This window comes from Caproiciproducens galactitolivorans, assembly GCF_029266045.1.
Lineage (GTDB): Bacteria > Bacillota > Clostridia > Oscillospirales > Acutalibacteraceae > Caproiciproducens > Caproiciproducens galactitolivorans.
In genome coordinates, this window is the sequence record NZ_JAJUFJ010000010.1 from 1 (window position 1) to 24,665 (window position 24,665).

Annotated in this window: 21 protein-coding genes and 1 tRNA gene; 2 read left to right on the forward strand and 20 right to left on the reverse strand. The window is 48.7% G+C overall.

Annotated elements, in window-relative coordinates:
* Positions 1-216: 216 nt before the first annotated feature.
* Entirely contained in the window at positions 217-636 is a 420-nt protein-coding gene (locus P9B68_RS08170; RefSeq protein WP_330566920.1) for an HD domain-containing protein, read from the forward strand.
* A gap of 185 nt (positions 637-821) precedes the next feature.
* Here the strand turns inward: P9B68_RS08170 and P9B68_RS08175 are convergent, their stop codons facing one another.
* The 3 genes from P9B68_RS08175 to P9B68_RS08185 form a co-directional block, all read right to left on the reverse strand.
* Positions 822-2,198 (reverse strand): Sapep family Mn(2+)-dependent dipeptidase, encoded by a 1,377-nt coding sequence (locus tag P9B68_RS08175; protein WP_135656684.1) that lies wholly within the window; start codon positions 2,196-2,198, stop codon positions 822-824.
* A gap of 96 nt (positions 2,199-2,294) precedes the next feature.
* Positions 2,295-3,047: a glucosamine-6-phosphate deaminase gene (gene nagB, locus P9B68_RS08180; protein WP_135656682.1), complete on the reverse strand. Its 753-nt coding sequence runs from the start codon at positions 3,045-3,047 to the stop codon at positions 2,295-2,297.
* Between the two features lie 139 nt (positions 3,048-3,186).
* Complete coding sequence (locus tag P9B68_RS08185) at positions 3,187-5,430, reverse strand: bifunctional diguanylate cyclase/phosphodiesterase (protein WP_277668827.1); 2,244 nt, start codon at positions 5,428-5,430, stop codon at positions 3,187-3,189.
* A gap of 175 nt (positions 5,431-5,605) precedes the next feature.
* On the opposite strand from P9B68_RS08185, the gene P9B68_RS08190 reads away from it, so the two are divergent.
* The gene (locus P9B68_RS08190; RefSeq protein ID WP_135656678.1) at positions 5,606-5,986 is read left to right on the forward strand and encodes a putative ABC transporter permease; all 381 of its coding nucleotides are present in this window, start codon (positions 5,606-5,608) and stop codon (positions 5,984-5,986) included.
* 687 nt (positions 5,987-6,673) lie between these two features.
* Here the strand turns inward: P9B68_RS08190 and P9B68_RS08195 are convergent.
* The 17 genes from P9B68_RS08195 to P9B68_RS08275 all read right to left on the reverse strand — a co-directional run bounded on the left by P9B68_RS08195 (position 6,674) and on the right by P9B68_RS08275 (position 24,380).
* A tRNA-Leu gene (locus tag P9B68_RS08195) sits at positions 6,674-6,758 on the reverse strand.
* A 52-nt stretch (positions 6,759-6,810) separates the two neighbouring features.
* Positions 6,811-7,407, reverse strand: coding sequence for a toprim domain-containing protein (locus P9B68_RS08200; protein WP_135656676.1), 597 nt, complete (start codon positions 7,405-7,407; stop codon positions 6,811-6,813).
* Positions 7,404-8,453: a DNA polymerase III subunit delta gene (gene holA, locus P9B68_RS08205; protein ID WP_277668828.1), complete on the reverse strand. Its 1,050-nt coding sequence runs from the start codon at positions 8,451-8,453 to the stop codon at positions 7,404-7,406. Before holA ends, P9B68_RS08200 begins: the two co-directional genes overlap by 4 nt.
* Position 8,454: 1 nt before the next feature.
* Positions 8,455-10,677, reverse strand: coding sequence for a ComEC/Rec2 family competence protein (locus P9B68_RS08210; protein ID WP_277668829.1), 2,223 nt, complete (start codon positions 10,675-10,677; stop codon positions 8,455-8,457).
* A 105-nt stretch (positions 10,678-10,782) separates the two neighbouring features.
* On the reverse strand, positions 10,783-11,331 hold the full coding sequence (locus P9B68_RS08215; protein WP_135656669.1) for a phosphoribosyltransferase family protein: 549 nt from the start codon (positions 11,329-11,331) through the stop codon (positions 10,783-10,785).
* A 37-nt stretch (positions 11,332-11,368) separates the two neighbouring features.
* Positions 11,369-11,707, reverse strand: coding sequence for a histidine triad nucleotide-binding protein (locus tag P9B68_RS08220; protein ID WP_277668830.1), 339 nt, complete (start codon positions 11,705-11,707; stop codon positions 11,369-11,371).
* A gap of 44 nt (positions 11,708-11,751) precedes the next feature.
* Positions 11,752-14,382 (reverse strand): alanine--tRNA ligase, encoded by a 2,631-nt coding sequence (gene alaS / locus P9B68_RS08225; RefSeq protein ID WP_277668831.1) that lies wholly within the window; start codon positions 14,380-14,382, stop codon positions 11,752-11,754.
* A 384-nt stretch (positions 14,383-14,766) separates the two neighbouring features.
* Positions 14,767-16,359, reverse strand: a complete 1,593-nt coding sequence (locus P9B68_RS08230) for a peptidoglycan D,D-transpeptidase FtsI family protein (RefSeq protein WP_135656661.1) — start codon at positions 16,357-16,359, stop codon at positions 14,767-14,769.
* Positions 16,360-16,411: 52 nt separating this feature from the next.
* Positions 16,412-17,635: a peptidase U32 family protein gene (locus P9B68_RS08235; RefSeq protein WP_277668832.1), complete on the reverse strand. Its 1,224-nt coding sequence runs from the start codon at positions 17,633-17,635 to the stop codon at positions 16,412-16,414.
* Positions 17,636-17,649: 14 nt separating this feature from the next.
* Positions 17,650-18,963 carry an endolytic transglycosylase MltG gene (mltG, locus tag P9B68_RS08240; RefSeq protein ID WP_135656656.1) on the reverse strand — a complete coding sequence of 438 codons (1,314 nt, stop codon included), beginning with the start codon at positions 18,961-18,963 and terminating at the stop codon, positions 17,650-17,652.
* Between the two features lie 25 nt (positions 18,964-18,988).
* Positions 18,989-19,591: a 5-formyltetrahydrofolate cyclo-ligase gene (locus P9B68_RS08245; RefSeq protein WP_135656654.1), complete on the reverse strand. Its 603-nt coding sequence runs from the start codon at positions 19,589-19,591 to the stop codon at positions 18,989-18,991.
* The gene (locus P9B68_RS08250) at positions 19,582-20,121 is read right to left on the reverse strand and encodes a DJ-1 family glyoxalase III (RefSeq protein WP_135656652.1); all 540 of its coding nucleotides are present in this window, start codon (positions 20,119-20,121) and stop codon (positions 19,582-19,584) included. Before P9B68_RS08250 ends, P9B68_RS08245 begins: the two co-directional genes overlap by 10 nt.
* Positions 20,122-20,140: 19 nt before the next feature.
* Positions 20,141-21,022, reverse strand: a complete 882-nt coding sequence (locus tag P9B68_RS08255) for a GNAT family N-acetyltransferase (RefSeq protein ID WP_277668833.1) — start codon at positions 21,020-21,022, stop codon at positions 20,141-20,143.
* 90 nt (positions 21,023-21,112) lie between these two features.
* Entirely contained in the window at positions 21,113-21,781 is a 669-nt protein-coding gene (locus tag P9B68_RS08260; protein ID WP_135656648.1) for a dTMP kinase, read from the reverse strand.
* On the reverse strand, positions 21,781-22,551 hold the full coding sequence (thyX, locus tag P9B68_RS08265; protein WP_277668834.1) for an FAD-dependent thymidylate synthase: 771 nt from the start codon (positions 22,549-22,551) through the stop codon (positions 21,781-21,783). Before thyX ends, P9B68_RS08260 begins: the two co-directional genes overlap by 1 nt.
* Positions 22,552-22,692: 141 nt before the next feature.
* Positions 22,693-23,325 (reverse strand): DUF47 domain-containing protein, encoded by a 633-nt coding sequence (locus P9B68_RS08270; protein ID WP_135656642.1) that lies wholly within the window; start codon positions 23,323-23,325, stop codon positions 22,693-22,695.
* Between the two features lie 53 nt (positions 23,326-23,378).
* Positions 23,379-24,380, reverse strand: a complete 1,002-nt coding sequence (locus P9B68_RS08275; protein WP_135656639.1) for an inorganic phosphate transporter — start codon at positions 24,378-24,380, stop codon at positions 23,379-23,381.
* Positions 24,381-24,665 lie beyond the last annotated feature (285 nt).

Consider the following 24,665-nt stretch of genomic DNA (forward strand, 5'->3'; position numbering starts at 1 on the left):
AATTGAAGATTGCTCATACTCACATTTCCACGTTGCCGCGGAAGATATGAGGCAATTCGATCAAATTGTTCTTTTGTTATTTCCATATAATTATTATACTATATTTTATACTTTAATGCAATAGTGTTAACAGACTCTAGTACAAAATCGGAGATGAGCAATCTGAAACTAACGGCAGAGGAAAAACAGTTTTTTAAAAGCTGTGCAGAGGAATTATTGAATTCCGACGATGTGCAGTTGATGGATACTTTCATACAGCATGCGGATGTTTCCTGTTTAAAACACAGCATTTCCGTGGCCTACCTCAGCTTCTGGATTTGCCGTAAGCTAAATCTGCAAGTTGATTACCGAAGCATCATTCGGGGCGCGCTTCTGCATGACTTTTTTCTATATGACTGGCATAATACAAAAAATCCAATAGGGTTGCACGGCTTTAAGCATCCGCTTACCGCCCTTGCAAACGCGGAAAAACATTTCCTGCTGAATGAGTTGGAAAAAGATATTATTGTAAAGCACATGTGGCCGTTGACGGTGAAATTTCCAAAATATAAGGAAGCTTACATCGTCAGCTTTTCGGACAAATTTTGCTCCATCGCTGAAATTTTACGAATTTCTTCTGTAACCGAGTCCTATTAAAAAGAACCGCCAAGTTTTTTGGCGGCTCTTTTTTCTTACATATTATGGAAAAAACAGGCTGACGCCGTCTGAAAGACGTTGTCAGCCCTTTTCACATACGATACACTCATTTTTACCCAGGAGAGAGGAAAAGAACGCCCCTTTTTACAGAATTCGGTTATCGTATCTTCCTATAATCCACCAGCTTATTTTGTAAACATGCGATACATTGCCTCCAGGCAAATCTGCGCATGCACCATAAAGCGGTCAATGTCAATGTTTTCGTTCGTATTGTGCAGCCGGCGATCCGCTTCGTCCGGGAAGAAAGGACCGAACGCCACGGCGCGGCCTTCAAATGCACGCGCATACGTGCCGCCCCCGGTAGCGTATAGATCCGCCGGATTCCCGGTGATCTCGGCATACGAATCCTTCAAAAGGGAAATGAACGGATTGTCCTCCGGAAGGAAAAGAGGCTTAGAATGTGTTTGCCATTCGCATTTCAAGCCAAAACCTGCGGCATTTTTTGCGATCTTTGCAAATATCCCCTCTCCATCTCCGGTAACAGGATAGCGAATATCAATTCCGATCGAATCTTCGCCCTCCCCTATATTTACGAGACCAACATTGAAAGTAAGCGGACCGGATTCTTTATCCCGCTGCGAAATGCCAAGGGATTCGCCGTAAAGCTCCGTACTGATCTTTGTATTAACAAACCGAACGAGCGTACCCAGCTCCTCTGCTTTAAAAACGACGCCGAGAAGCTTCATTAAATGGGTTGCGGCATTAAATCCTTCCTGCGGTTGCATGGCATGCGACGCTTTTCCGGCGGAGGTGATTTTCGCGCCGTCCGCCGTCCGCTCCACATGGAAATCGCCGGGCGTTGTTTTCGCAGCCTCCTGCAATTTCCGGAAGACATCTTCCGTGCAGAGAATCTCCGCCGCCGCTTTGGACGGTACGGCATTGACGACCGTTCCGGCAGTAAATTTCTTTATAACGGAGCTGTCGCTTTTTGTGGAAATCGTCAGACGCATGATTCCCTTTTCGCGGTTGCAGATACCGTAATCGGAATCCGGCGTAAAGGCCATAACCGGCATCTGTTCCGATTTCAGATACATTTCCAGATCATTGCTGCTTGTTTCTTCCCCGCCGCCGAAAATGACGCGAAGACGGCGTTTTCCCTTAATATTTTCATCTTTCAGGACTTTTAAACAGTAAAGAGCGACAATTGCCGCGCCCTTGTCGTCCGCGGTGCCGCGCCCGAAATACAGGTTTCCCTTTTTTGTAAGCGTAAACGGGTCGGTGTCCCAGCCTTCCCCTTCCGGAACAATATCGAGATGCGCAACAACAGCCGCAACCTCGTCTCCTTCGCCGTATTCTGCGTGGCCGGCATACCCTCCGACATTTTTCGTTACAAAGCCCATCCGATCCGCCATATTTGCAAACGCGTCCATGACCCTTGCCACTTCCCTGCCGAACGGCATTCCCTCCTCCGGCTTTGATTGGACAGAGGGAATAGCAACCAGCTCCGCCAAATCTTTCAGTATATCCTCACGGTAATTTAATATTTTATTTCCAAAGCTCAATGTTCATCTTCCCTTCTTCATGTTAATTTATTATACCATAAATTATTCCAAAAATTAAGAGCGAACCGGAGTTCGCTCTGTAAAACTTCTGGCTGATCAGCCGATCGCGGAAGGATTTTTCTCCCGGATCATCTTCAACGCTGCTTCGTCGGCAACCACCGTTAAATCATTGTGAAGCTGAAGAATAGAAGCGGGAACTTCCGGCGTTATCGGCCCGAAAAGGGAACGGTACAAAATATCCGCTTTACTTTCCCCGTTTGCTATCAGCAATATCTTTTTTGCCTGCATAATCGCTTTAATGCCCATTGTGATCGCATAGTGAGGGACATCCTCGGGCTTTTCAAAAAAACGGGAATTCGCATCAATGGTCTTTTGTGTGAGTCTGACGCTGTGTGTGGTTTTGTCAAAATCGGAATCCGGCTCATTAAAACCGATGTGGCCGGTATGGCCGATTCCCAAAAGCTGTAAATCGATTCCGCCAAGGCTGTTGATTACATGGTCATAACGTTTGCATTCCGCTTCAATATCCTTTGCCAACCCGTTGGGAACGTTTGTGTTTTCTAATGGGATGTTTACATGTTGGAAAAAGTTCGTATTCATATAGTAGCGGTAGCTCTGCTCATGGTCGGGAGCCAAACCGCAGTATTCATCCAAATTAACCGTGTGAACTTTGGAAAAATCGATATCTCCCTTTTTGTACCATTCCGCAAGCTGGCTGTAAACACCCAGCGGCGTGGAACCGGTTGCAAGGCCCAAAACCGAATGGGGGAACAGAATCACTTGAGCAGATATGATATTCGCCGCTTTTCTGCTCATGCTTTGGTAATCCGGTGCGCTGATGATTTTCATTTCAATCTCCCTTTCCTTAAATAAAAAAATAATTTATTTTTATAAACTGTATTGAAAATCATTTCTACAACAGATTATAACACAAAATAAAAAAAAACTACAGAGCAAAATACACAAAGCTGCTCTGCAGTTTAATCTTTTATCCGGTTTTCAGCTCATCAAGGAAAGCAATGGCCTCTTCGCCCGGGACAGGCTTGCTGATGTAGTACCCCTGAATTAGGTTGCATCCGCATTCGGAAATACACTGCGCCTGCTCCTTTGTTTCCACTCCCTCGGCAATCACCTTCAGATTCAGGCGATGCGCCAGCCGGATGATCATATCAACAATGTCTCTCCTTACCCTATCGGAAACGATGTTGTCAATAAAGCTTTTATCGATTTTCACCGCATGGATCGGCAGTTCCTTTAAGTAAGAAAGCGAAGAAAAGCCGGTTCCGAAATCATCCAGATAGATGCTGATGCCGCAATCCGTGAGGATTTTCAGTTTTTTTACCACATCATCAAACGATTCAATCAAGCAGGACTCTGTAATTTCAATCGCCACGCTCTCCGGCTCCAGCTCGTAATAGCAGAAACGCTCGATTACATAATCCGTAAAATCCGCCTGCATTAACTCAATCGGCGAAGCATTAAAGGATACACAAATGCCGGGGTCACTTATGCTTTTTGCAAAAGCAAAGGCTTGGTTGATCATGAAACGCCCCAACTGCTTAATGAATCCGGTTTCCTCGGCCAGCTCGATAAACTGAAGCGGAGGAACCATTCCAAATTTCTTGCTGTTCCAGCGGGCCAAAGATTCAAAGCCGACGACGGCTTTTTTATCATAGTCGTACTGCGGCTGATAATAGCAGACCAATTCCTTATTGTAGATGGACAATTTCAGCTCTGAAAGCATTTGGAAGCGTCGCTCAATGGACATCCCATACTGGTCGTTGTAGATTTCATAGCTTCCCTTTGAGTTCTTTTTTGCCTCCTGCAGCACAAACTCCCCGCGGTTAATGATATCGTCAAACTTATTTTCCTTGACAACCTCGCTGTAATTAAAGAGGACAGCGCCAATGCTGCAGGTTAACTGGATAACATTTTTCCGAACCAGAAAAGGCTTTTTAAAGAGTTCGACGATCTTTTTCGCGAAATCCTCCAACTGGGCGTTTGTACTGATATTCGAGATAAACAAGGCATATTCATCGCCGCCGATTCTTCCGATAATGTTATTCTTCCCGGTAAGCATCGCCAAGCGTGAAGCGGCGGCAGCAAGGAATTCGTCCCCCACATCATTCCCAAACGTATTGTTTACGGAACGGAAATTATCCACATCAAGAAAAAAAGCTCCGCCTGTTTTGCACTTGGTGCACTCAAACCATTCCCTTATATTTTTTTTCACCCCTTTTCGGTTCGGCAGATCGGTTAACGCATCACTATAAATAAAATGATTGATTTCTTCTTCCTGGTGCAGCTTTGCTTCATAAGTATTCTTTTTAAATTTTAAAAAACTAATTGCACAAGCAATACATATCAAAATTAAAAAAGCGACGAGTATTTCACTCATGAACAGGACTTTACCCGCCTGCGACTGAAACGTATTCTCTTCCGCTGTGACAGCAAGAATCCAGCCGTCGGTACCCTGAATCGCACTATACCCCATCAAATTAGCCGTACCATCCACAGTTAACAGGCCGTTTCCAGGCCGATCCTGCTGGAAATCCCTCTGAATCCTTTCCAGTTCTTTCGGATTCGATTGTTTTCTGAAATATTGAAAAAAATTTTGGAAACTGTCTTCGCCGGCACTTCTGGAAATCACGGAACCGTCCGAGGATAAAAGAAAAAAGGAACGATCCGGCCCGGTGGCAATGCCGTCCAGTATTCCAAGATTTCCGTTATCAGCCGTTGCGGCGATAACCCCGTAAACGGCATGAGACCGGATAACCGGAACGGCATACGTAATCACCTTACGGTCAACATCAAAAAGATCGGTCTGGCCGAAGGAAACATTCGCATTTCCTTTCATGGCCTGCTGAAAATATTTTTGTTTGTCCAATCTTACGATTTTTCCATCATTGGTAACCACCCGGCCGGTTTTATCCGCAAAATAAATCCTTGTAAAATTTCTTCGTTCTGCTCCTTTGGAAAGCGCGCGGATTTGCTCTAAGGTATCATTCGATTTTAAAAACTCCTCCTGATCGGAAAGAGTTCTCAGAAAATCCAAATTTTCCGTAATCGATACATGTACCGCGTTTGCCCCTTGCGCGGAAATTTCCTGAATCATCGACAGGGCATCGGATGTGAGAAGGCTTTGAACTTTGTAAACAAGCCCTGCGCCTGACAAAAGCAGCAATAGAATAAGTATAGTGACTGCAACCATCATTTTATTTTTTTTTGACATGCAATCACCCACTTCTATTTATAATCAATTCTTTCGACTATTTACATCCATAATTATTTATCAAATATCGTATTATAAATATTATCGGCCTGCCGCCTTAAAATTTAAGCAAAAATGCATAAATTCATCCACCCTGCAAACAATTCGATTAGAAAACCAAACGGGGTGATATAGGATGAAAAAAAATGCATTGCTTTTTTTTACGGGAGGAACGATTTATCCCGCATTGGAAATCCTTTGCAGAGGCAAAACGGATATCTCTATGGCCGCTGCCGGAGGAATCTGCCTGTGCTTAATCAACCGCGTATGCAACCATGACATGAAAGCGAAACCTATGTCGGTAAAATGTTTTGTAGGCTCAGCGATTATCACAGCGGTAGAATTCGTCATCGGTATGATTGTAAACGTCGCATTAAAAATGGACGTGTGGGATTATTCCTCCATGCCTCTCAATATAATGGGACAAATCTGCGTTCCTTTCTCCATGCTTTGGTGCCTTCTTACCATTCCGGCAATGGGAATCTGCGCATTATGCGAAAAGCACATAGCAGAGTAAGACCCGTAAAAATCCGCCCCTCAATCACTTGGGGCGGATTTCCTATATAGCAATATACTCCAATGCGATTGAAACGGTTCCGTATAAAATTTGAAAAATATTTTCTCAAGCAGCCTTATTTTGCAAAACATCCTTTTTTTCGATTTTCTTCGCTATTGAAAAAATACTGGGCATCCACTATAATTTAATCGTGGTAGATGATTGTATAATCGATCGTTTAAATAGAAAGGAAGTGTTGTAAATGCAAAAGATATTGGTAAGCCTTGACTCTGTGAAAAGAAAGTTATCGGAAATTGAAAAAGATAATATGGAGTATATTGAGTTTAACATTGTTCCAAGGCAAGTAGACAATACGTACATACATCCTGCCTTTCTGCATTTCGATGGTTTGTCTAAAAACGGATTTCGAAAGGATTATGAAAGTATAGATGCTCTTCCCCTGCACACAGTCGGTTCGTGTAAGTATAAGCCGGTTTTGATCCCTTTGCCCTTTTAGCTTCTGTCCACTTACAATCAGCTGCCATCATAAAGAAGTCACAAAACAGCGTTGAGTGGGTTTTTAAAACCCTCTCAACCTTTTTTATGTTCAAAACGGTGGACATACACCTGTAAATTCAGGCGAAGACAAAAAATAAAGGAAGCCACATGAACAACTGATTTTCTCAGTATCCATGCGGCTTTTTTGTTTGGTGCGCGAGATGGGACTTGAACCCATACGTCATGCAACACACGCCCCTCAAACGTGCCTGTCTGCCAATTCCAGCACTCGCGCGACTCAGCAAGGAGTATTATATCATCATCCATATGATCATGTCAACCCTATTTTATAATTTTTTAAAAAGTTTGTCGATCAGACAGCAAAACGCATCATACGTGAGAATACTGTTCAATACGTCCGGCATGGAATTGGGTGCCAGATGTTCGGGCAAGTTCAGCTCTTTGAGCAAAACGGCTCTCCTCTGCGCACTATTTTCCCCGCCGGAAAGTCCCGCAAGATAAAGATCTATCTTTGTAATTTTACGTCCCGCCGGTTTTTCATCCGAATCGCAGGTGACCCCGGCGCGCCGCAAAGCGTCGACAAGCACTTGGGCGGGTACGCCCTCTACCCCGAGCTTTCCCTCCTGGGAGGGCTTTTCCTTCCGCTTTTCCTTGCCAAGGATATCGGGAATATAAGCATGCTTGATCTTCTCCGGGCTGACTGCTCCGGAAAGGTAATTGCGAATTAGAAAACCTGCGGAGTCGCTGTCGGTCAAAACCAAAAGGCCGCGCGCATCCGCAAGACGGCGGATCATATCAAGCTGTTTTTTATTTTTAAAAATCTGAAAGCCGTTCGTTTCAATAATCAGGCCGTCGATAATCGACGACAGCTTGATTTTATCATACTTTCCCTCAACAATAACCGCTTCCTTGATTTTAATCAACCCACCCGCTCCTTTTCTGCGATTAACAATAACTCCGCAATCAGTTTTTCCATAACGATCCGCCGGTCGCCGCGCGCGCTTTTCAACGCGGTATCGGCGTTCAGAAGCGCCTGCAGGCTCTGCCGAAGTATGGAGGTCGTCAGCCGCGCGGCATCGCGTTCCGCATTGGTAAGCCGGAATTCCTTGCGGGCGTAATCGAAATGCTTTGCTGGTTCTGTTACGCCAAAGCCCCCTTGAACGGACATCCGGACACGGTACATATCGACATATGCGGAGGATAGGACCGCTAGAACGGACACCGGCTCCTCATTCTGCTGAAACAAAAGATCCAGCACCTTATAGGCCCTGTCGTAATCGGCCGAAACAATCGCTTTTGATAAATCATAGACCCTCGCTTCCAGGTTTTTTACGACGATCCGATCAATTGTCTGAGTGGTTATTTCCCCTTCCTGCACGTAGGCGCACAGCTTGTCCAGCTCGTTAAAAAGCGTCTGCATAGAATTTCCGCAGGAGCGGATGATCCGCCCTGCATTCTGCCGCGAGAGTTCACAGCCGCGTTTTGCAGCAGCGGAACACAACGCCTTTTCAAGCTCCGGCGTGGAACACCTGCCAATATGAACCGTAACGCCCACTTCATTTGCCAGCGTGATAAACTTCTTCCATTTTTTATTGGTCTTATAATCGATTTCAATAGAAGGCAGAAAAAAGACTAGTACCGTGGAATCCGGTATGCTTTTCACCAGTTCTTCCAGCTTTGCGCTTTCCTGCGCCCGCAGGCCTTCCACGTTCAAGTCGGACACGGCAACGCATTTACGTTCCGCCATGAACGGGAGAGCCTCCACAGCGGAAGCGATTTCATCGATGGAAGCGGTATCGCCGAACCGCTGAAGGTTAAAATCCGGAAAAGCGGTTCCGCCTGCCTTGGCTATTAATTTCTTCGCATAAAGGGCAAGCAGATATTTCTCTTGGCCATGCAAAAAATACAACCTGGAAAAATTGGACTTTTCTATTTGTTTTTTCAGTTCTGCTTCGGTGATTTCCGGCAAGTTACTCCCTCCTCAGTTTAACGGTTCGATTTTCCTGTATTTCAAAAACAATATTTCCCGCACCGCCGGTAATTACGGTATTTTTACCGTTCAGACTTTTACCCGCTTTGGACAGGTCTTCCTGATCCATAGAAAGCACACAGCAAACCGGATTCAATAGCTCCATTTGCAGCAGCATGGAATTTGTAACCACAACATCAGCATCAAGCCATTGTGGCGGCAGTTCGGAAAGGTTGTCCTCCGGACAAATAAGGACGGACACCCCGCCTGTCGAAATACGCGCCGTACAGGCTTTTCCGCTCCATTGTGCGTCCACTTCTGTATTGTCCCACAAATGCAAGCGGGCGGTCAAGTGAAATGTGGAAACTTCCGCGGCATTCGGCAATTCTTTTTGCAAAAAGCCGTCAATCAGCCCATCACTTTGGATCAGCACCCTGCGCGGGAAAAATGCTCGGATCAGCTCCGCCGCGTTTTTCGATTCCTCGTCCGACAGCGTTAGCGGCTGAAGGCAGTCCAGCCGGGTAACCCCTTCGCTTTGCAAATAGCTTTTGATCGGGCCGGAAGAAAATCCGCCGCAGCCGAAAACCGCCGCATGCCCGTTGCGTGTTAAGACAACCGATTCCGTACTGCCAACATCCAGCACCGCAAGGCGTGTCACATCGCGAAGGAAAACCTGATGGGACAAAACCCCGGTGAAAAGCAGAATTGCCGAAAGCAGGGCGACATTGCGGTAAAGGCGCCTGCTTTGTTTCATCAGCATAGCGGACGCAAGAAGCAGGATGGTCCCAGCAAGCCAAAGCAGGATAAAGCCCCCGGACGCGGAAACGCTCGCAAACGGAAGCTGTGCAAGCCAATATGCGCAGGAAAGCATGAATTTTGCCAAAAGCCCCGCCGCCAGCGCAAACGGCATTGCCAGAAACGACTTAGGGCTGAGCAAATTCATAACGGCAGCGATGGCGGAAAAATTCATCATCAATGTGGAAGGAACCAGTTCCAGTAAATTTGCGGCAGGCGCTGCGAGGGAAACTCTTCCGAAGGCAAAAATGATAATCGGGAGAGTGAACAGCACCGCCCATACGGTAGTGGCAAGAATCCCGTTGACCCCTCGGACCAGCGGTGAAATTTTCGGGATACGGTCAAGCTTTACATTCAGAAAAGCTGCTGTTTTCCCGGAGTATAAAACAAGCCCAAGTGTAGCGGCAAAGGAGAGCAGAAGCCCCACATCCGCAGCCGCATACGGATTTCCAAGACTAATCAGCAAAACCGCGATTCCCAGGGAATTCAGCGAATCCGGGCGGCGGGAAACCACCATCCCCCCCAGATAGAGAATGCACATAATCCCGCTGCGGGTAACGGAAGGGACAAAACAGGTAACCGCCATAAAACAGACGACCCCCGCGCAGGCGATTACAGAGGCAACCCGCTTCGGAACTTTCAAGAACAGCAAAAGCATCAAAATAAGCTGTGCCATTGTCGTCATATGCAAGCCCGAAACAGACAGGATATGGGAAATTCCAATGGTTCGGAAATCATCGGTAACCTGCTGGGGCAATCCGGCCGTATCGCCGAACAAAACGCCGTTTATAAGTCCGGCTTCATCCGGCGGTAGGATGGAGCGAACCGATTTCAGAAGTGCCGACCGCAGCCGGAGGGCATAATAATACGGCGGTTTTCGCGTAGGCGGGCTTACCTTCACCCCTTCGTATTCATACAGGAAAGCAAACAGGGGGATTCCCTTTGAAGCATAGTAGGAACGGGAGGAATAGCCTTCCCCGCCATTCGGCAGAAACAAATGCACCTTCCCCTCTACATTCGAGTAGGGTTCCACATTCAACGCATTGTGCGCGGAAAGCCGGATTTTAAACGGGTGTTCCACTTTCTTTCCGGAAATGCTGTTTACTTCCGTCACATAATAAAAACGTCCGTACGCTTTTGCCGGCAGCTCGCAAACGGTTCCCTCAACGACCACGTCTTTTCCAGCAAGCGCCTGCACCGGTTCCATAACGGTTTTATGGAAGCCGTAAAAGCTTCCGAACGCAACCGATATGGTCAGAAACGCGATGGGAAAGATACCCGTTGCGCGCAGTTTCGGCTCAAACATTGCCACGATGAAACCCAGAATTGCAACGCACGCCAGAAGTATCGATCTGTTCGCGCCAAAATAGACGGCGGCCGCCAGCGTCAGCAGATAACAAAAACCCACCAACACAAGCGGCCGCTTCATATACATTCCTCCGAATTTGAAATAGTCCGTTTCCGTCTCCAAAAGCAACCATTCCGATCAGGAGCTTTGCCGTCAAGATTCCAAACAGCAGACGGCATGCAAAGATTACTTCTTGTCTTTAAAGAAGAGAGGCAGGGGTTCCAGATAAATAATATCGTCCCTGTCCTTCGCGTCGCCCTCGGCCAGTACACAGGCGCGGCCTACAATCTTACCGCCGAACTGCCGGACGAGGTCTTCCATGGCGGCAAGGGATTCCCCCGTGCTGATTACGTCGTCCACAATCAGCACACGTTTGCCGTTCAAGCCTTTATAGTCATCCTCGGCAAGATACAGCTTCTGCACATGGTCGGTTGTGATCGATTTCACCTCAACATGAATCGGATTGCGCATATACGCCTTAACGCTCTTGCGCGCTACGATATAGCGCCGACAGCCCTGGCGCGCCATTTCATAACAAAGCGGGATTCCTTTTGTTTCTGCGGTAACCACCACATCATGCTCGGGGCATTTTGCAAGGAGCGCCGCGGCAGCCTTCTCAGTAATCTCTACATCGCCGAGCATAACAAAGCCCGCGATGTCAAGCGTGTCGCTGATCGGACAGATCGGAAGGCTCCGTTCACAGCCCGCAATCGTCATCTTATAATATTCACCCATTGTTTATCGACCTTTCAGAAATAAAATCATCGAAGAATCAGCCCGGAGGCCACTTCATCGAGCGACCGCCCAGCAGGTGGAAATGCAGATGAGGAACACTCTGGCCGCCGTCTTTTCCAACATTGCTGACTACACGGAATCCGTCCGTCAGGTTCTTTTCCTTCGCCAGCTTTGCCGCGACTTCAAAGATACGGGCGACAACCGCGCTGTTCTGCGGGGTTATTTCTTCCACAGACCGGATATGCTCCTTTGGGATAATCAATATATGCACCGGAGCCTGTGGGTCAAGATCGTAGAACGCAAGCACTTTGTCGTCTTCGTACGCTTTATTGCTCGGTATTTCCCCATTCGCTATTTTGCAAAATACGCAGTCCATATGATACCTCCTTTTGTAACAATACAACAAAAACCATTATAGTCTTAATGAATCATATTGGCAACTATTTTTTCTGCCTGGGCAAGCGCTTCGTCCAATTTTGCAAGATCCTTTGCGCCAGCCATCGCGCTGTCGGGCCTTCCGCCGCCGTTTCCACCCGCAAGCTGTGCCACCTGCCGCACAATCTGCCCGGCGTTCGCGCCCTTTGCCAGCGCTTCTTTTGCAACGCAGGCGGCGATATTCGCCTTTCCGTCGTGCGTTCCCGCCAGTACGGCTACCATATTGGGTGAAAAGTCACGCGCTTTGTCGCACATCGCGCGCAGGGCGTCTGGCTGTGCACCGGGAATGACCGCCGTAACCAGCTTCACGCCGTTTACGTCCTTTGCGCCCGCCAGCAGGCTGTCCATCCGGATTGCGGCCAGCTTCGCGTTCAGGGCTTCGATCGTTTTATCCTTTTCCTTCAGCTCGGCGGTAAGCTGGCCTGCCCTCTGCACAAGTTCAGAGGGATTGTTCAATTTCAGCGCCGCCGCTGCTTCATGAATCTCCTGTAAGGTTGAATTCAGAAGCGAAAGCACGCCCGTTCCCGTAACACCCTCAATACGGCGTACGCCGGCCGCAACGGAGCTTTCCGATACAATCTTGAACAGGCCGATTTTCGCGGTATTATCGATATGCGTGCCTCCGCAGAATTCCTTCGAAAAATCGCCGGCGGAAACTACGCGGACAATCTTTCCGTATTTTTCTCCGAACAGCGCCATCGCGCCTAATTTTTTCGCCTCTTCAATCTCCATTTCGCGGCATTCCACGGGTATGCCGCTTAAAATCGCCTGATTGACAAGCGCTTCCACTTTCAGCAATTCTTCTTTTGTCAAAGCGGAAAAATGGGTAAAGTCAAAACGGACATGCTTCTCATTGACAAGCTGGCCGGCCTGTTCCACATGGTCTCCCAGAGCCTTGCGCAGGGACGCCTGAAGCAGGTGCGCGGCCGTATGGTTCCGCATAATTGCAAGGCGCTTTTCCTTATTTACGGATACTTTAACTTCTTCCCCAACGCGGACTTCCCCTGCAGACACCACCGCGTGATGGAGATAATTTTTCGCATGGTTTTTGGTTGTGTCCTTTATTTCCAGAATCGCGTTGCCGGACTCGATCGTGCCGGTATCGCCGATCTGCCCGCCGCTTTCCGCGTAGAACGTTGTTTTATCGAGCACCAGCACAATTTCATCGCCGGCCGTCGCGGATTCCACGCGTTCACCATCGCGGACAATGGCAGTCACCTTTGCTGTTGTTTCAAACTGGCCGTACCCAAGGAATTCTGTTTCCGGAACACCTTCCAGAATGTCGTTTTCGCCCTCCCATGCATCCGCACCGGCGTTCTTTCTTGCCGCGCGGGCGCGTTCGCGCTGTTCTAGCATCAGGCGCTTAAATTCTTCCTCGTCAACCGTCATACCGCGCTCCGCGACGATCTCTTTCGTCAGGTCGATCGGGAAGCCGTAGGTATCGCTCAGGCGAAATGCGTCCGCACCGGAAAACACCTTGGACTTGGCGTTTTCAATATATGTGTTTAAGAGCTGAAGGCCCTGGTCAATGGTTTTCGCAAAGCTTTCCTCTTCCACGTTGATAAGCTTTAAGATCATCGCGCGTTTTTCATCCAGCTCCGGATACGCGTTCTTATTCTCATCAATGACGGTATTCGCAACCTCGGAAAGGAAGGTGCGGCGAATTCCGAGCAGACGCCCATGGCGCGCGGCGCGGCGCAGCAGGCGGCGCAGGACGTAGCCCCTGCCCTCGTTTGAAGGCATAACGCCGTCGCCAATCATGAACGTGGTGCTGCGGATATGGTCGGTGATGACGCGCAGGGAAATATCCTTTTTCGGGTCGTCACCGTATTTTACATCCGCAATCCGGCAGATATGCTTCATAATATTCTGGACGGTATCGACAAGGAACAGATTGTCCACATTCTGCATAATGCAGGCCAGGCGCTCCAAGCCCATGCCGGTGTCGATATTCGGGTGCTCCATCGGCGGGTAATTTCCCTTGCCGTCGCTGTTAAACTGGGAGAACACAACGTTCCAGAACTCAACAAAGCGGTCGCAGTCGCAGCCGACGCCGCAGGTTGGGGAACCGCAGCCGTACTGTTCGCCGCGGTCAAAATAGATTTCCGAACAGGGGCCGCAGGGGCCGGAGCCATGCTCCCAGAAGTTGTCCTCTTTCCCCATACGGACAATGTGGGAGGGGGCAACGCCGACTTCCTTTGTCCAGATTTCGTACGCTTCGTCGTCATCGGTATAAATGGTGACCCAAAGGCGGTCAACGGGCATTTCCAGAACCTTCGTGCAGAATTCCCACGCCCACGCGGTCGCCTCATGCTTAAAATAATCGCCGAATGAAAAATTGCCGAGCATTTCAAAGAACGTGCCGTGGCGCGCGGTAATGCCTACGCGCTCAATATCCGGCGTACGGATGCATTTTTGGCAGGTAGTCACCCTTTTGCGGGGCGGAGTCACCTCTCCGGTAAAATATTTTTTCATCGGTGCCATGCCGGAATTGATCAGCAAAAGGCTGTTGTCGTCCTTCGGCACCAAAGAAAAGCTTGGCAGGCGCAGATGCCCCTTCGATTCGAAGAAAGACAGATATTTTTCACGCAGTTCGTTCAAACCAGTCCATTTCATTGCAATAACTCCATTCCGCCTCTCAGGCCAAAATAATAGATATCTTTGTTCGGTGCGCCGCAAAAAAAATAGACTTCACCATCCACAATGGGACGGAGAAATCCGTGGTACCACCCAAATTGCGCTGCCGCGCCGCTTGAATCCCTTAACGCGGGGAACGCCGCGGCTCGTCGCCGCAGGGCTGGGGTTGGCTCCAGCGCCGGGGAATGCAGGAATCTTTCAGCCAGGGACCCCCTCTCTTTCGCAGTAACCGACACATTCGTACCCTTTAACGCCATTACATTCCGGCTGCCGTCTTAAAAACAACCCAAAATGCACATTGAATTTCATTTTGATTATAAACTGTATTCTTTCTCTTGTCAATGAAATTTGGCAGATAGCGACTTATTTTTCAGCAAGTTCGTCGGCAATCTGTTTAAATACAGGGCCGCAGGTTGCGCCGCCGCCAGTGCCGCTTTCTGCGAAAACGGTAATCACGTATTTCGGGTTGTCATAAGGATAAAATCCCGCGTACCAGGATTCCACCGCCTCCACATTTTTTACGTATTTCCCGGTCTGTGCGGTAGAAGTCTTCGCACCCGCCCCCCCTTTTTCCGGCTTGCCTTTTTTACTGGTTCCTGTTTCAACGGATTCCTTCATAAAATCGCGGAGCAATTCCACGGTTCTGTCGGAAAGAATCGGCGCACTTTTCTGTTCCGAGGCTTTCGACGTATATTTCAGATTTTCGTCCACAAAGCCCTCATACACGCTCGGCGGCGTAAACTTCCCGCCGCTCGCAATGGTATTGATCATCGCGGTAATCTGCATGGGCGTTGCGGTAAGATCGCCCTGTCCGAAGGAAAAATTCGCAAGGGCGCGCGGGATGTTCAGGCTTTCCAGCGTCGGCAGATTCCCTTCGGAAGAAGCTATTCCCGGCGCGATTTCGAACGCGTGCCCAAAACCCAGGTTCTGTGCCATCAAAAGGAACTGCGCCTGCGGCACCTTTTGCATAATATTGATAAAGTAGGTATTACAGGACTGCGCCATCGCCTCCTTCATGGTTTCGGCGCCATGGCTTTCCCCGTTAAAGCAATGACACAAATCGCCATACACATTGATCGAGCCGGTGCAGGTGTAGGGCGTATCCGGCGATATGCCGTACTCCAGCGCGGCCGCGGCGGAAACGAGCTTAAAAACAGAACCGACGTTGTAAGCGGAAAGGCAGCGGTTCATAAGCGGGGAATCCTTGGATTTCAGCGCTTCCGCAAGATGGCTCGGCGAAAAAGCCGGAAGGCTCACCATGGCGCGGATTTTACAGGACGGTACCTCCGCAATGACAACCGCTCCCTTGGTAAGGTACTTTTCAGCCGCTTTCTCCGCTATGTCCTGGATATTCCTATCAAGCGTCAAGACGACCCCTCTGTTTTCCAGATAGGAAGTATCGTTAATTTTTTTGTTTTCCCCCTGCAGCACCCGATTCAGGGCGTCCACCCGATAGGTAACGGATATTTCCCCCTGATTTTTTGTAAGCTGCTCGTTAAATGCCTTTTCGATCCCCGTTGCGCCGGCTCCGGTACCGTCCAGGTAACCGATAATATGCACGGCCGGCTGCTTTTCATGGTATCGGCTATTAACGCGAAACACATCGATTCCGGGCGCGGTAATGTTTTTCAGAAGCTTCAGCGCAAACGGTTTGCCCGCAGTCAGGGACGGATACACTTCCTGCATTTCCTTGGCGGACAGCGTTTTGCTGAGCGCCGCGGCACCTTCCACGCTTGGCGAAACCGCGGCCACATACTCGCTTCCCGACCTTGTGAAAGGTACTTTATGGCAGTCATAAATCGTACCTCTCGTTTTTGCGAGGACCAGTTTGTAGCTGCTCTGGTTGTCGGCGGTCGCCGCCAGCCGCGAGCCGCTGGAGATCGAAAAGATGTTCAATATACTCAGAAACATACACATCATCATAGCAGCGAAAAAAACTGCCGTTCTTTTTTCCATAAAAAAGCCCCCATATTGGGTAGGATTCCCAATATGGAGGATTTTTATGCAATTATACGCGCTTTTTACGCAGGATCGCGCCCTTTGCGATCGGATGATCCGTTTTGAAATATACGGTCATCATCGCGTGCGGGGCGGATCCGATCGGGTTCCAGTATTCGTCAAACAGTTCATCCAGCGTAAGAAGATAGGGTTTCTTCCCTTTTTCCAGAATGTCGGCGGTATCCCCTTTGAAGAACCGGTTCCGCTGGGACAGCGTCGCAACGCCGTCTTCGTATTTCTCACATACCGCGATGACGTCATACTCCCGCACATAGCCGCCGTTTTCATAAACCTGGCCCGGTTCGTGCCCAAAATAGAAGCCGGTGCTGTATTCGCGGTGGCTGATTTTATTCAGTTCTTCCGCAATCCACGGAGAGAGTTTTTGCTTCGGATTGCGGTAATATTCGTCAATGGCATTCCGGTATGCGTTCGTGACGACCGACACATAGTAGGCGGATTTTGCCCTGCCTTCAATTTTCAAGCTGGTTACGCCGGCCTGAATCATCTCCGGAATATGCTCAATCATGCACATATCCTTCGAATTCAGAATATAGGTGCCGTTCTTGTCTTCAAAAACCGGCATATATTGCCCGGGCCGCTTGGATTCCACCAGCGCATACTCCCAGCGGCAGGGCTGTGCGCAGTCCCCGCGGTTCGCGTCGCGCCCGGTCAGATAGCTGGACAAAAGACAGCGCCCGGAAAAGGAAACGCACATTGCGCCGTGGACAAACGCCTCGATTTCCAGCTGCTTCGGCGTTTTCGCACGGATTTCCGCGATCTCTTCCAAATTCAGCTCCCGCGCAAGGACAACCCGCGAAGCGCCCAGATTGTACAGCTCGTTCGCGCTGGCGTAATTCGCAACTCCCGTCTGCGTGGACATATGAACCACCACATCCGGCGCATAGGTTTTTGCCATTGCCAGCACGCCGAAATCCGCAATAATCAGCGCGTCCACCCCGACGGACTGCGCAAAGCGCAGAAAGTCCGGGAGGCGGGCAAGTTCTTCGTTATGGGGTACGGTATTGCAGGTAAGATATACCTTAACGTTCTTCTCATGCGCTAAGTGAACAGCCTTCTGCAGCTCTTCCCGGTTGAAATTGGAGGGGGCGGTGCGCATACCGAACCCCTGTCCGGCAAGATAAACCGCGTCCGCTCCAAATTCCAAGGCCGCGCCCAGCCGTTCCGTATCGCCGGCCGGCGACAGCAGCTCAACGCGATTGCTTTCTTCTTTCAAATTTCCCCCTCCAATTATTTCAATCCTGCTTTCCTTAAATTCGCCTCATGCTTCGCATTCGTTGTGGCGTAATACGCCTTGCCGTTCTTATCGTGGCAGAAATAGAGGTAGTTGGTATTGGCCGGATTCAGTGCTGCGTCAATCGCATCCATTCCCGGATTGCAGATCGGACCCGGCGGCAGTCCCTTTATGGTATAGGTATCGTAACGGCTCTTATAAGTGGAACGCAGATCGGACGGAACCGCATCCTTTGTACGGTAAGGATAATAGGTAGTTGGGTCGGAACGCAGGCGCTGAAGGTCGCCCTCTTTCTTCGCAAGCCGGTTGTGGAAAACCGAAGATACCTTGTACATATCCTCTTTATCCGCCGCCTCGGCCTGAATCATGGAAGCCAGCGTCACTACCTGATCGAGCGACATATTTTGCGCCGCCGCCTTATCCTGAATTTGCTTGGTCAGTTTTTTGCTACAGTTATTCAGGAGCTTTTTCACCACATTCTTCGGGTCTTCTTCCCTATAAAAATCATAGGTGTCCGGGAACAGGTAGCCCTCCAGCTTGTAATACCGTTCTTTTCCGTTTCTGATCGCCTGAATGATTTCATAGCCGCTGTCAAACTGATCGGAATTGGCAATGGCAAGAAACTCCTTTGCGCTGCAAACATTCTGCTTTTCCAGCAGTCCCGCCATTTCGAGGACATTCATACCTTCTTTAATGGTGACTTTAATTGTGTCGATGCGGTTCAGATTAGACTGCAGCGCCGTAATAATCGCCTGATAATCCAAATTCGTGTCAATTTTATAACTGCCGTTGCGATAGCTTCCATCCGCTTTGGTCAGCTTGGAATACAGCATGAAGAAATTCGCATCCCGGATCACTCCGGCATTCTTTAAAATACCGGCAACCTGCTCGGAAGTTGCTTTCTTGGGAATTTCGACGGTTACGCTTACCTTCTCCTTTCCGATTGCCAGCATGTCGTTAATTCCGGTAATCATATACTGCGCAAGCAGCACGGAGGTGAAAAGTACCATAATAACCCAGAAAAAGCGGAAGAAATTCTTATTCTTCCTTCCCTTTTCCAAATTGCGAACCTGGTGCGCATGTTCGGCGCGGATCGCGGCTTCACTTTGCGAAAGCTTTGCCCGGTGCGCCGCCCGGGGATCGCTGTAACTATGCAGCACATCGCGATTCCGAGAGTCCGCCCTTCTGCCCACAGGTGCGGAAGGATAATCTTCTCCCGGCGTTGCGTAAAAGTCCTCGTCCTTTATATTCAGTTTAAAATTCTGTACCCTTTTCTGATGGTAACCGTTGGGATCCCTCTCATCACTCATGGATACAACCTCCTACAAATGCATTTCAGCCGCCTGCCCTTTGATTTACCATCCTCCGAATATACTTCTCCGTAATTAATATATCCACGGGTTTGTCATAATAGCCGTGGGGCAAATTCCACTGCACGCAGCCGGAATAGCAGATACCGACCGTTGTTCCGCCAAACCCGGCAAGGAAACGGTCGTAATAGCCCTTTCCGTATCCAAGGCGATACCCCTGAGAGTCAAAGCTGAGACCCGGTACGATACAAAGCCCCTTTGAAAAATTCGTCACTTTTCGACATTTGGAGGGAGACGGTTCCAAAACGCCGAAGCTGCCTTTTTCCAGATCATCAAGGGAAGTTATATAGAAAAATTCCATATCATATGTATCCGGAACGCACCTTGGCGCCGCAACCCTTTTCCCGCTGGCAAGCGCGGTCTTGATCAACGCGATTGTATCAACCTCGATCGGCTTGCTGACATAAGTAAACACGGTCTCCGCGCCCGTATACTCCCGTAGCGCAAGAAGCCGGTTTTGGATTTTGGAATCCATCCCGGCTTTCTGGTCTTCGCCCAGCCTGCTGCGAAACTTCCGGTAACGCGCGCGCAGACTTATTTTTATTTCTTTGATGTTCTTTATATACATTGCATCGACTTCCTAAGAGACTTTGATTTTTCAGAGCCCAACAGCTCCCCGACGATAGCCAGGGCAAACTCCACCGCTACGCCCGCGCCCCGCGCTGTAATGATTTTTCCGCTGACACAAACCGGATCCATGGAAACAGTTTGCGCGTCCAGCTCCGTTTCGTACCCCGGGAAACAGCACGCGGCATGCCCCTTCAACAGACCCATATGCCCAAGGATAGAAGGCGCCGCGCAGATCGCCGCAATATATTTCTTATGTTCTTCGCAATGCCGTAACACTTCCCGGACAACCTTTGATTTTTCCAGATTCGGTGTACCCGGAACGCCACCCGGTAAAATCACCATATCCAGGCCGTCGAAAGAAACATCCTTTTCTTCCACATCGACGGTCACTTCGATTTTATGCGAACCGGTGATTCTTTTCCCGCCTACGCCGACAGTAACCACATCCAAGCTTGCGCGGCGCAATACATCAACGGTTGCCAACGCCTCGATTTCTTCAAATCCATTTGCAAGAAAAAGATAAATCATAACAGAACCCTCCCAAAGATTAATCAAGCGGAAGTCCAAGGTAGGGCATGTCCGTATCCGCCCCAATCTGACGAACCGTTGTGCCCCCGATTGGCTTAATCATGCCAAAATCCGTAACGCTTCCCTTCTGCCCCAGCGGACTGAATGCCGGAAGGCGAAGGATATATTTCTGCGCCGGCATCTCATGAAGAATGCAGGCGGCCAAATTACGCATTGTCTTCCCGCTTGCCATCAGCTCCAAAATCAAGCAGGAACCGTCCTCCATTCGGCGGCAAAAAGCGTAGGCTGCTTCTTTCCCGGTTCGGGCGCAAATCATCCGGTCACCGTAAACCCTTCCCATTCCCTGCGCGAAAGCAAAGGCTTCGTCGCTCCATAAAACATTTCCGGCCCGCGAAAGCAGGGTTTTATTCCGAAGCAGATTTAATTCTTTAAAATCAAAAATATTCTTTGACGGGCTGGCAGAACCGGCAAGCTTTCGCATGGTTTCCTGTAACACAGTATAATGGCTGACTTTAAAAAAGGAAGTATAGTCGGACTTTTCATACAAGCGGTAAAGATCCGGCGTTGCCGGCAGCACGGACGAATACTGATCCCCCCGCTTTACGCCGACCAGCGCGGCGGCAGCCAAAAGAGCCGCCATATAGCCGCGGCCGCGGTAGGCGGGAAGTGTGGCCGCCGCATAGATATAATGCGCCTGAACCGGCTTTCCATCCGTAGTAATTTGAATGGGAAGCATGTAAAGTGCGGACGCGATCCCCTTGGTTGTAAGATAAACAAGGCATTCCCGGGGCCGAAAACAATTATTTAAAAAGTACTTTGCCGGGCGCGAGGGTTCCTGAAAGCAGGTTTCCCATATTTGGGCAAGCTCCCGGCGCATCCCCCAATCGGCAAAACAAATCATACCATAACACTCCAGACAGCACAAATGACAGCTTGTAACCGCACCTTTCTGGGAACCAGGAGCATCTTTGCCATCTGTCCCGAAAATTCTTTATTGCGATCCTTCCATGACCTTTTGCAAAATCTCTTTATGAATTGCCTCTACTGCCCTTGGTTTTTCCCCTTCTGCGCAGCGGATAATCTTCCAATTCAAATGCTGCGCGGCATAAACCGCGCTTTCATGGCATGCTGCAAGATAGGACTCATTGCTCTCATGGATATCCTTTTTCTCTTCGTTCCCGTGGTAGCGGCCGGTTAACAGCCGTTGGGACACCTTCAGCGGCATACTCAGATAAATTGTCAGATCCGGACGGGGAAGCTCCAGCTTATTGTATTCAAAATCCTGCAACCAGTCAATAAAATCATCCCACCGTTCTTTGGGCAATTTGGAAAGCTGGAAAACGATATTGGAAGTGGTGTAACGGTCGGCAATGATCAAAGCGCCGTTCTGATAGTCCTGTTTCCAGAAACGCCGATAGCTGGCAAACCGGTCAACCGCGTAAAAAGAAGAAGCGGCATAGGCGTTAACATCATTGGGATTCGAGCCGAATTCGCCGTTCAGATACATTTTCGCCAAAGCGGACGAAGGTTCGTCGTAATCCGGAAAGGAAATGCGGCGCAGCTCTATGCCCCGCTCCGCAAGGGCTTTGCAAAGCAGAGCGGTCTGGGTCGCCTTGCCGCTGCCGTCCAGCCCTTCCATTGCGATTAATCTTCCATTCATCAGTTTTCCCCTATTCCCTTAAAAAACTCTCGTATCTCGTTGATTTTTCCGCAAGACATTTTCCCTTCCGGGCAAGGTCCGGTCAAACATGCCGGGCCGCTGTTCTTAAACAGATGCGGTGCCACGCCGCGTACCAGACGCAGCATCTCCACAGCCACACTGCGAATTTCCCACTGGGCGCGATTGCAGCAACGCAGGGAAAAGAAATGCTGGAGCGAACGTACGTTAAAGGTGCAGATCATTTTTGTATTGCACGCATTCGGGAGCACAAAACGCGCGTCTTCAATGGATTTTTTCTGCGCGGCGCGATCGGCCAACTTTTCATCCATACCGGACGCCAACAGCTCTTTCTTATGCTTTTCCTTCAACAGCGCGGTCAGATTTTCGTAGTGGCGCTGGTCCTCCTCCATGGCGGCAAGGAACTCCGCCTTCGCTTCCGGAACTGCTTCAATTTCGGGAGGAATTACATATTCAAAATGGGATTCCGTAACATAACGCTGGCTTTGCACACTATAGGAAGCAATGCGGTGGCGGGTAATCTGTGCCAAAAAGGAGCGGGAAACCCCTTCGATTCCAAAGGTAAAGGATGCATGTTCAAAGGGACTTTCATGCCCAATGTCAGAAAGCATGTCAACAAAGGAGGCGGTCTTTTCCTGTGTCAGCCCTTCGGATATCGTATCGATTGAAGCGGAAGAATAACAGAGCTTTGCCGCCTGCGCAACCGTTTTTTCCGGATTTGGAGTATATGTAATCAATGTTACCTTTGCCATAAAATAGCCCCTTTTTTACATTTTTAGTCGGTAATATTAGTATTATAACAAACTATTGTAACGTGTTCAACACAAAATAAAAGGACCCAAAGCGCAAGAAAAGCCCACCCAAACAAAAGGTGAGCTTCAGAGAATTCAATTTCAGGTGTTTGAAATAATAATCTGTTCCACAATGTCTGCAACGTCTTCGCAGTAATCCAGCGCATCTTCCAAGGTGTTGTAAAGATTCTGCAACCGGATCACGTCAATCATTTCCATCTTGTTCTCGGGGTCAAAGAGCGCCCGCATAGCCTCGCTGAAAATCGCGTCACCCTCTTCTTCAAGATGGTTAACATAAACAGTTTTTTCCTTAATGGATTTATAATTCTTTTTATACTGCTCAAACTCATTCATCAGATCCTGCAGACCTTCGCAGCAATTCACGATCAAATCCACCATTTTTACCGTAAAATCGCTTGCTTTGGTAATGTGCATCATATAAATCTGATTGCCGATATCGTCGATGCTGTCGGTGATTGCCTCGATTGCACGAACCATCGCCATCATGTCGGAACGATCCAGCGGCGTAATAAAGGAATCGGCAATTAGGTTGGAACAATAGTGGACATGCCGGTCGCCCTCATGCTCAATCTCTTTCAGCTGGGCAATTTCATTCCTGTCAATATGACCGTCCGTAAACGAGGTCTGAAGCACTTTTGCAGCCTTGCACGAAATATTGATCCCTTTCTTAAACAGTTCAAAATAGTCCGGCCCTTTAGCAAAAAAACTACTCATAGAATTCCCTTACCCTTCAATAATAACAGATTATTTATTCTCTACATAATATATCAAAAAATGAGTATAAACAATTTGGTCATAATGTAACCAAGAAGCATGCAGGCCGGGAAAGTAAGCACCCACGCCATAACCATTTCCTTGGCGATCCCCCAGTTAACATCGGAAAACCGCCTTGCGGCGCCCGCGCCCATCATAGCCGTTCCTTTTGTATTGGTTGTGGAAAGCGGTATACCGGAATGCACCGTTGTAATGAGCATGCACAGGGAAGCGACGATTTCAGCGGAAAAGCCCTGATATTTTTCCAGTTTTACCATATCGATTCCCATTGTCTTTATAATACGGTAGCCTCCGATGGAAGTTCCGATTGCCATAACAAGCGAACACAGAAGCATGATCCAAAGATCAATGTGAACCGTTGAAGGAACCGGCTGATTGTTTGCCAGCAAGATCACCAACACAAACACGCCCATGAATTTCTGGCCGTCCTGCGCGCCATGGCTGGTCGCCATTAAAGCGGCGGAAGCCATCTGGCCGATCGAAAAAAAGCGGTTTGCTTTTACGCGTTTCACGCGGCGGAAAAGGTAACCAACCAGCTTTGTAACAAAGTAGGCCGCGGTAAAACCGACAACCGTTGAGATAAATATGCCCCAAAGCACTTTTTCAAATTCAGCCAGCTTAAAAGCAGAAAGGCCGTTATAGGCAATTCCGGCCCCCATTAAGCCGGCAATCAGCGCATGGCTTTCGCTGGTCGGAATGCCGAACCGCCAAGCAGTTAGAGACCAAATAACGATGGAAAGCTGCGCCGCACAAATCGCGATCAGCGGATTGGAACCGGTGCCCACATCGACAAGGTTTGCGATGGTACTGGCCACGGCCGAGCCAAAGCACATGATACCGACCAGGTTGAAAAACGTTGCCATAATCACGGCCACCCTCGGAGAAAGAACCCTGGTTGAAACAACCGTAGCGATTGCATTCGGCGCATCCGTCCAGCCATTGACAAAAATCGAAGCGCAAACGAGTATAAGTGCCACAAAAAGTGCAAGCGACATTTAATAACCTCATTTCGTTACATGTCGTATAGATTGTCCTTAAGTTTAACATAATTATAACAGAATCTTTACAAAATAGAAACAGAAAAAAATTTGTAAAAAGACGAATTAATCCGCAAAATAGATTTGTATTTTGTACTTATTGATCATTTTAATAGGATTTATGATATGATTTGCTGATTAATAATACTCTATATTAATGATTATATAAAACATTCTAAGCATTCGCCTATTTCCAAAAATATACTTTCAAACCGAAAATATTTCTGTAACACAATGAAACAC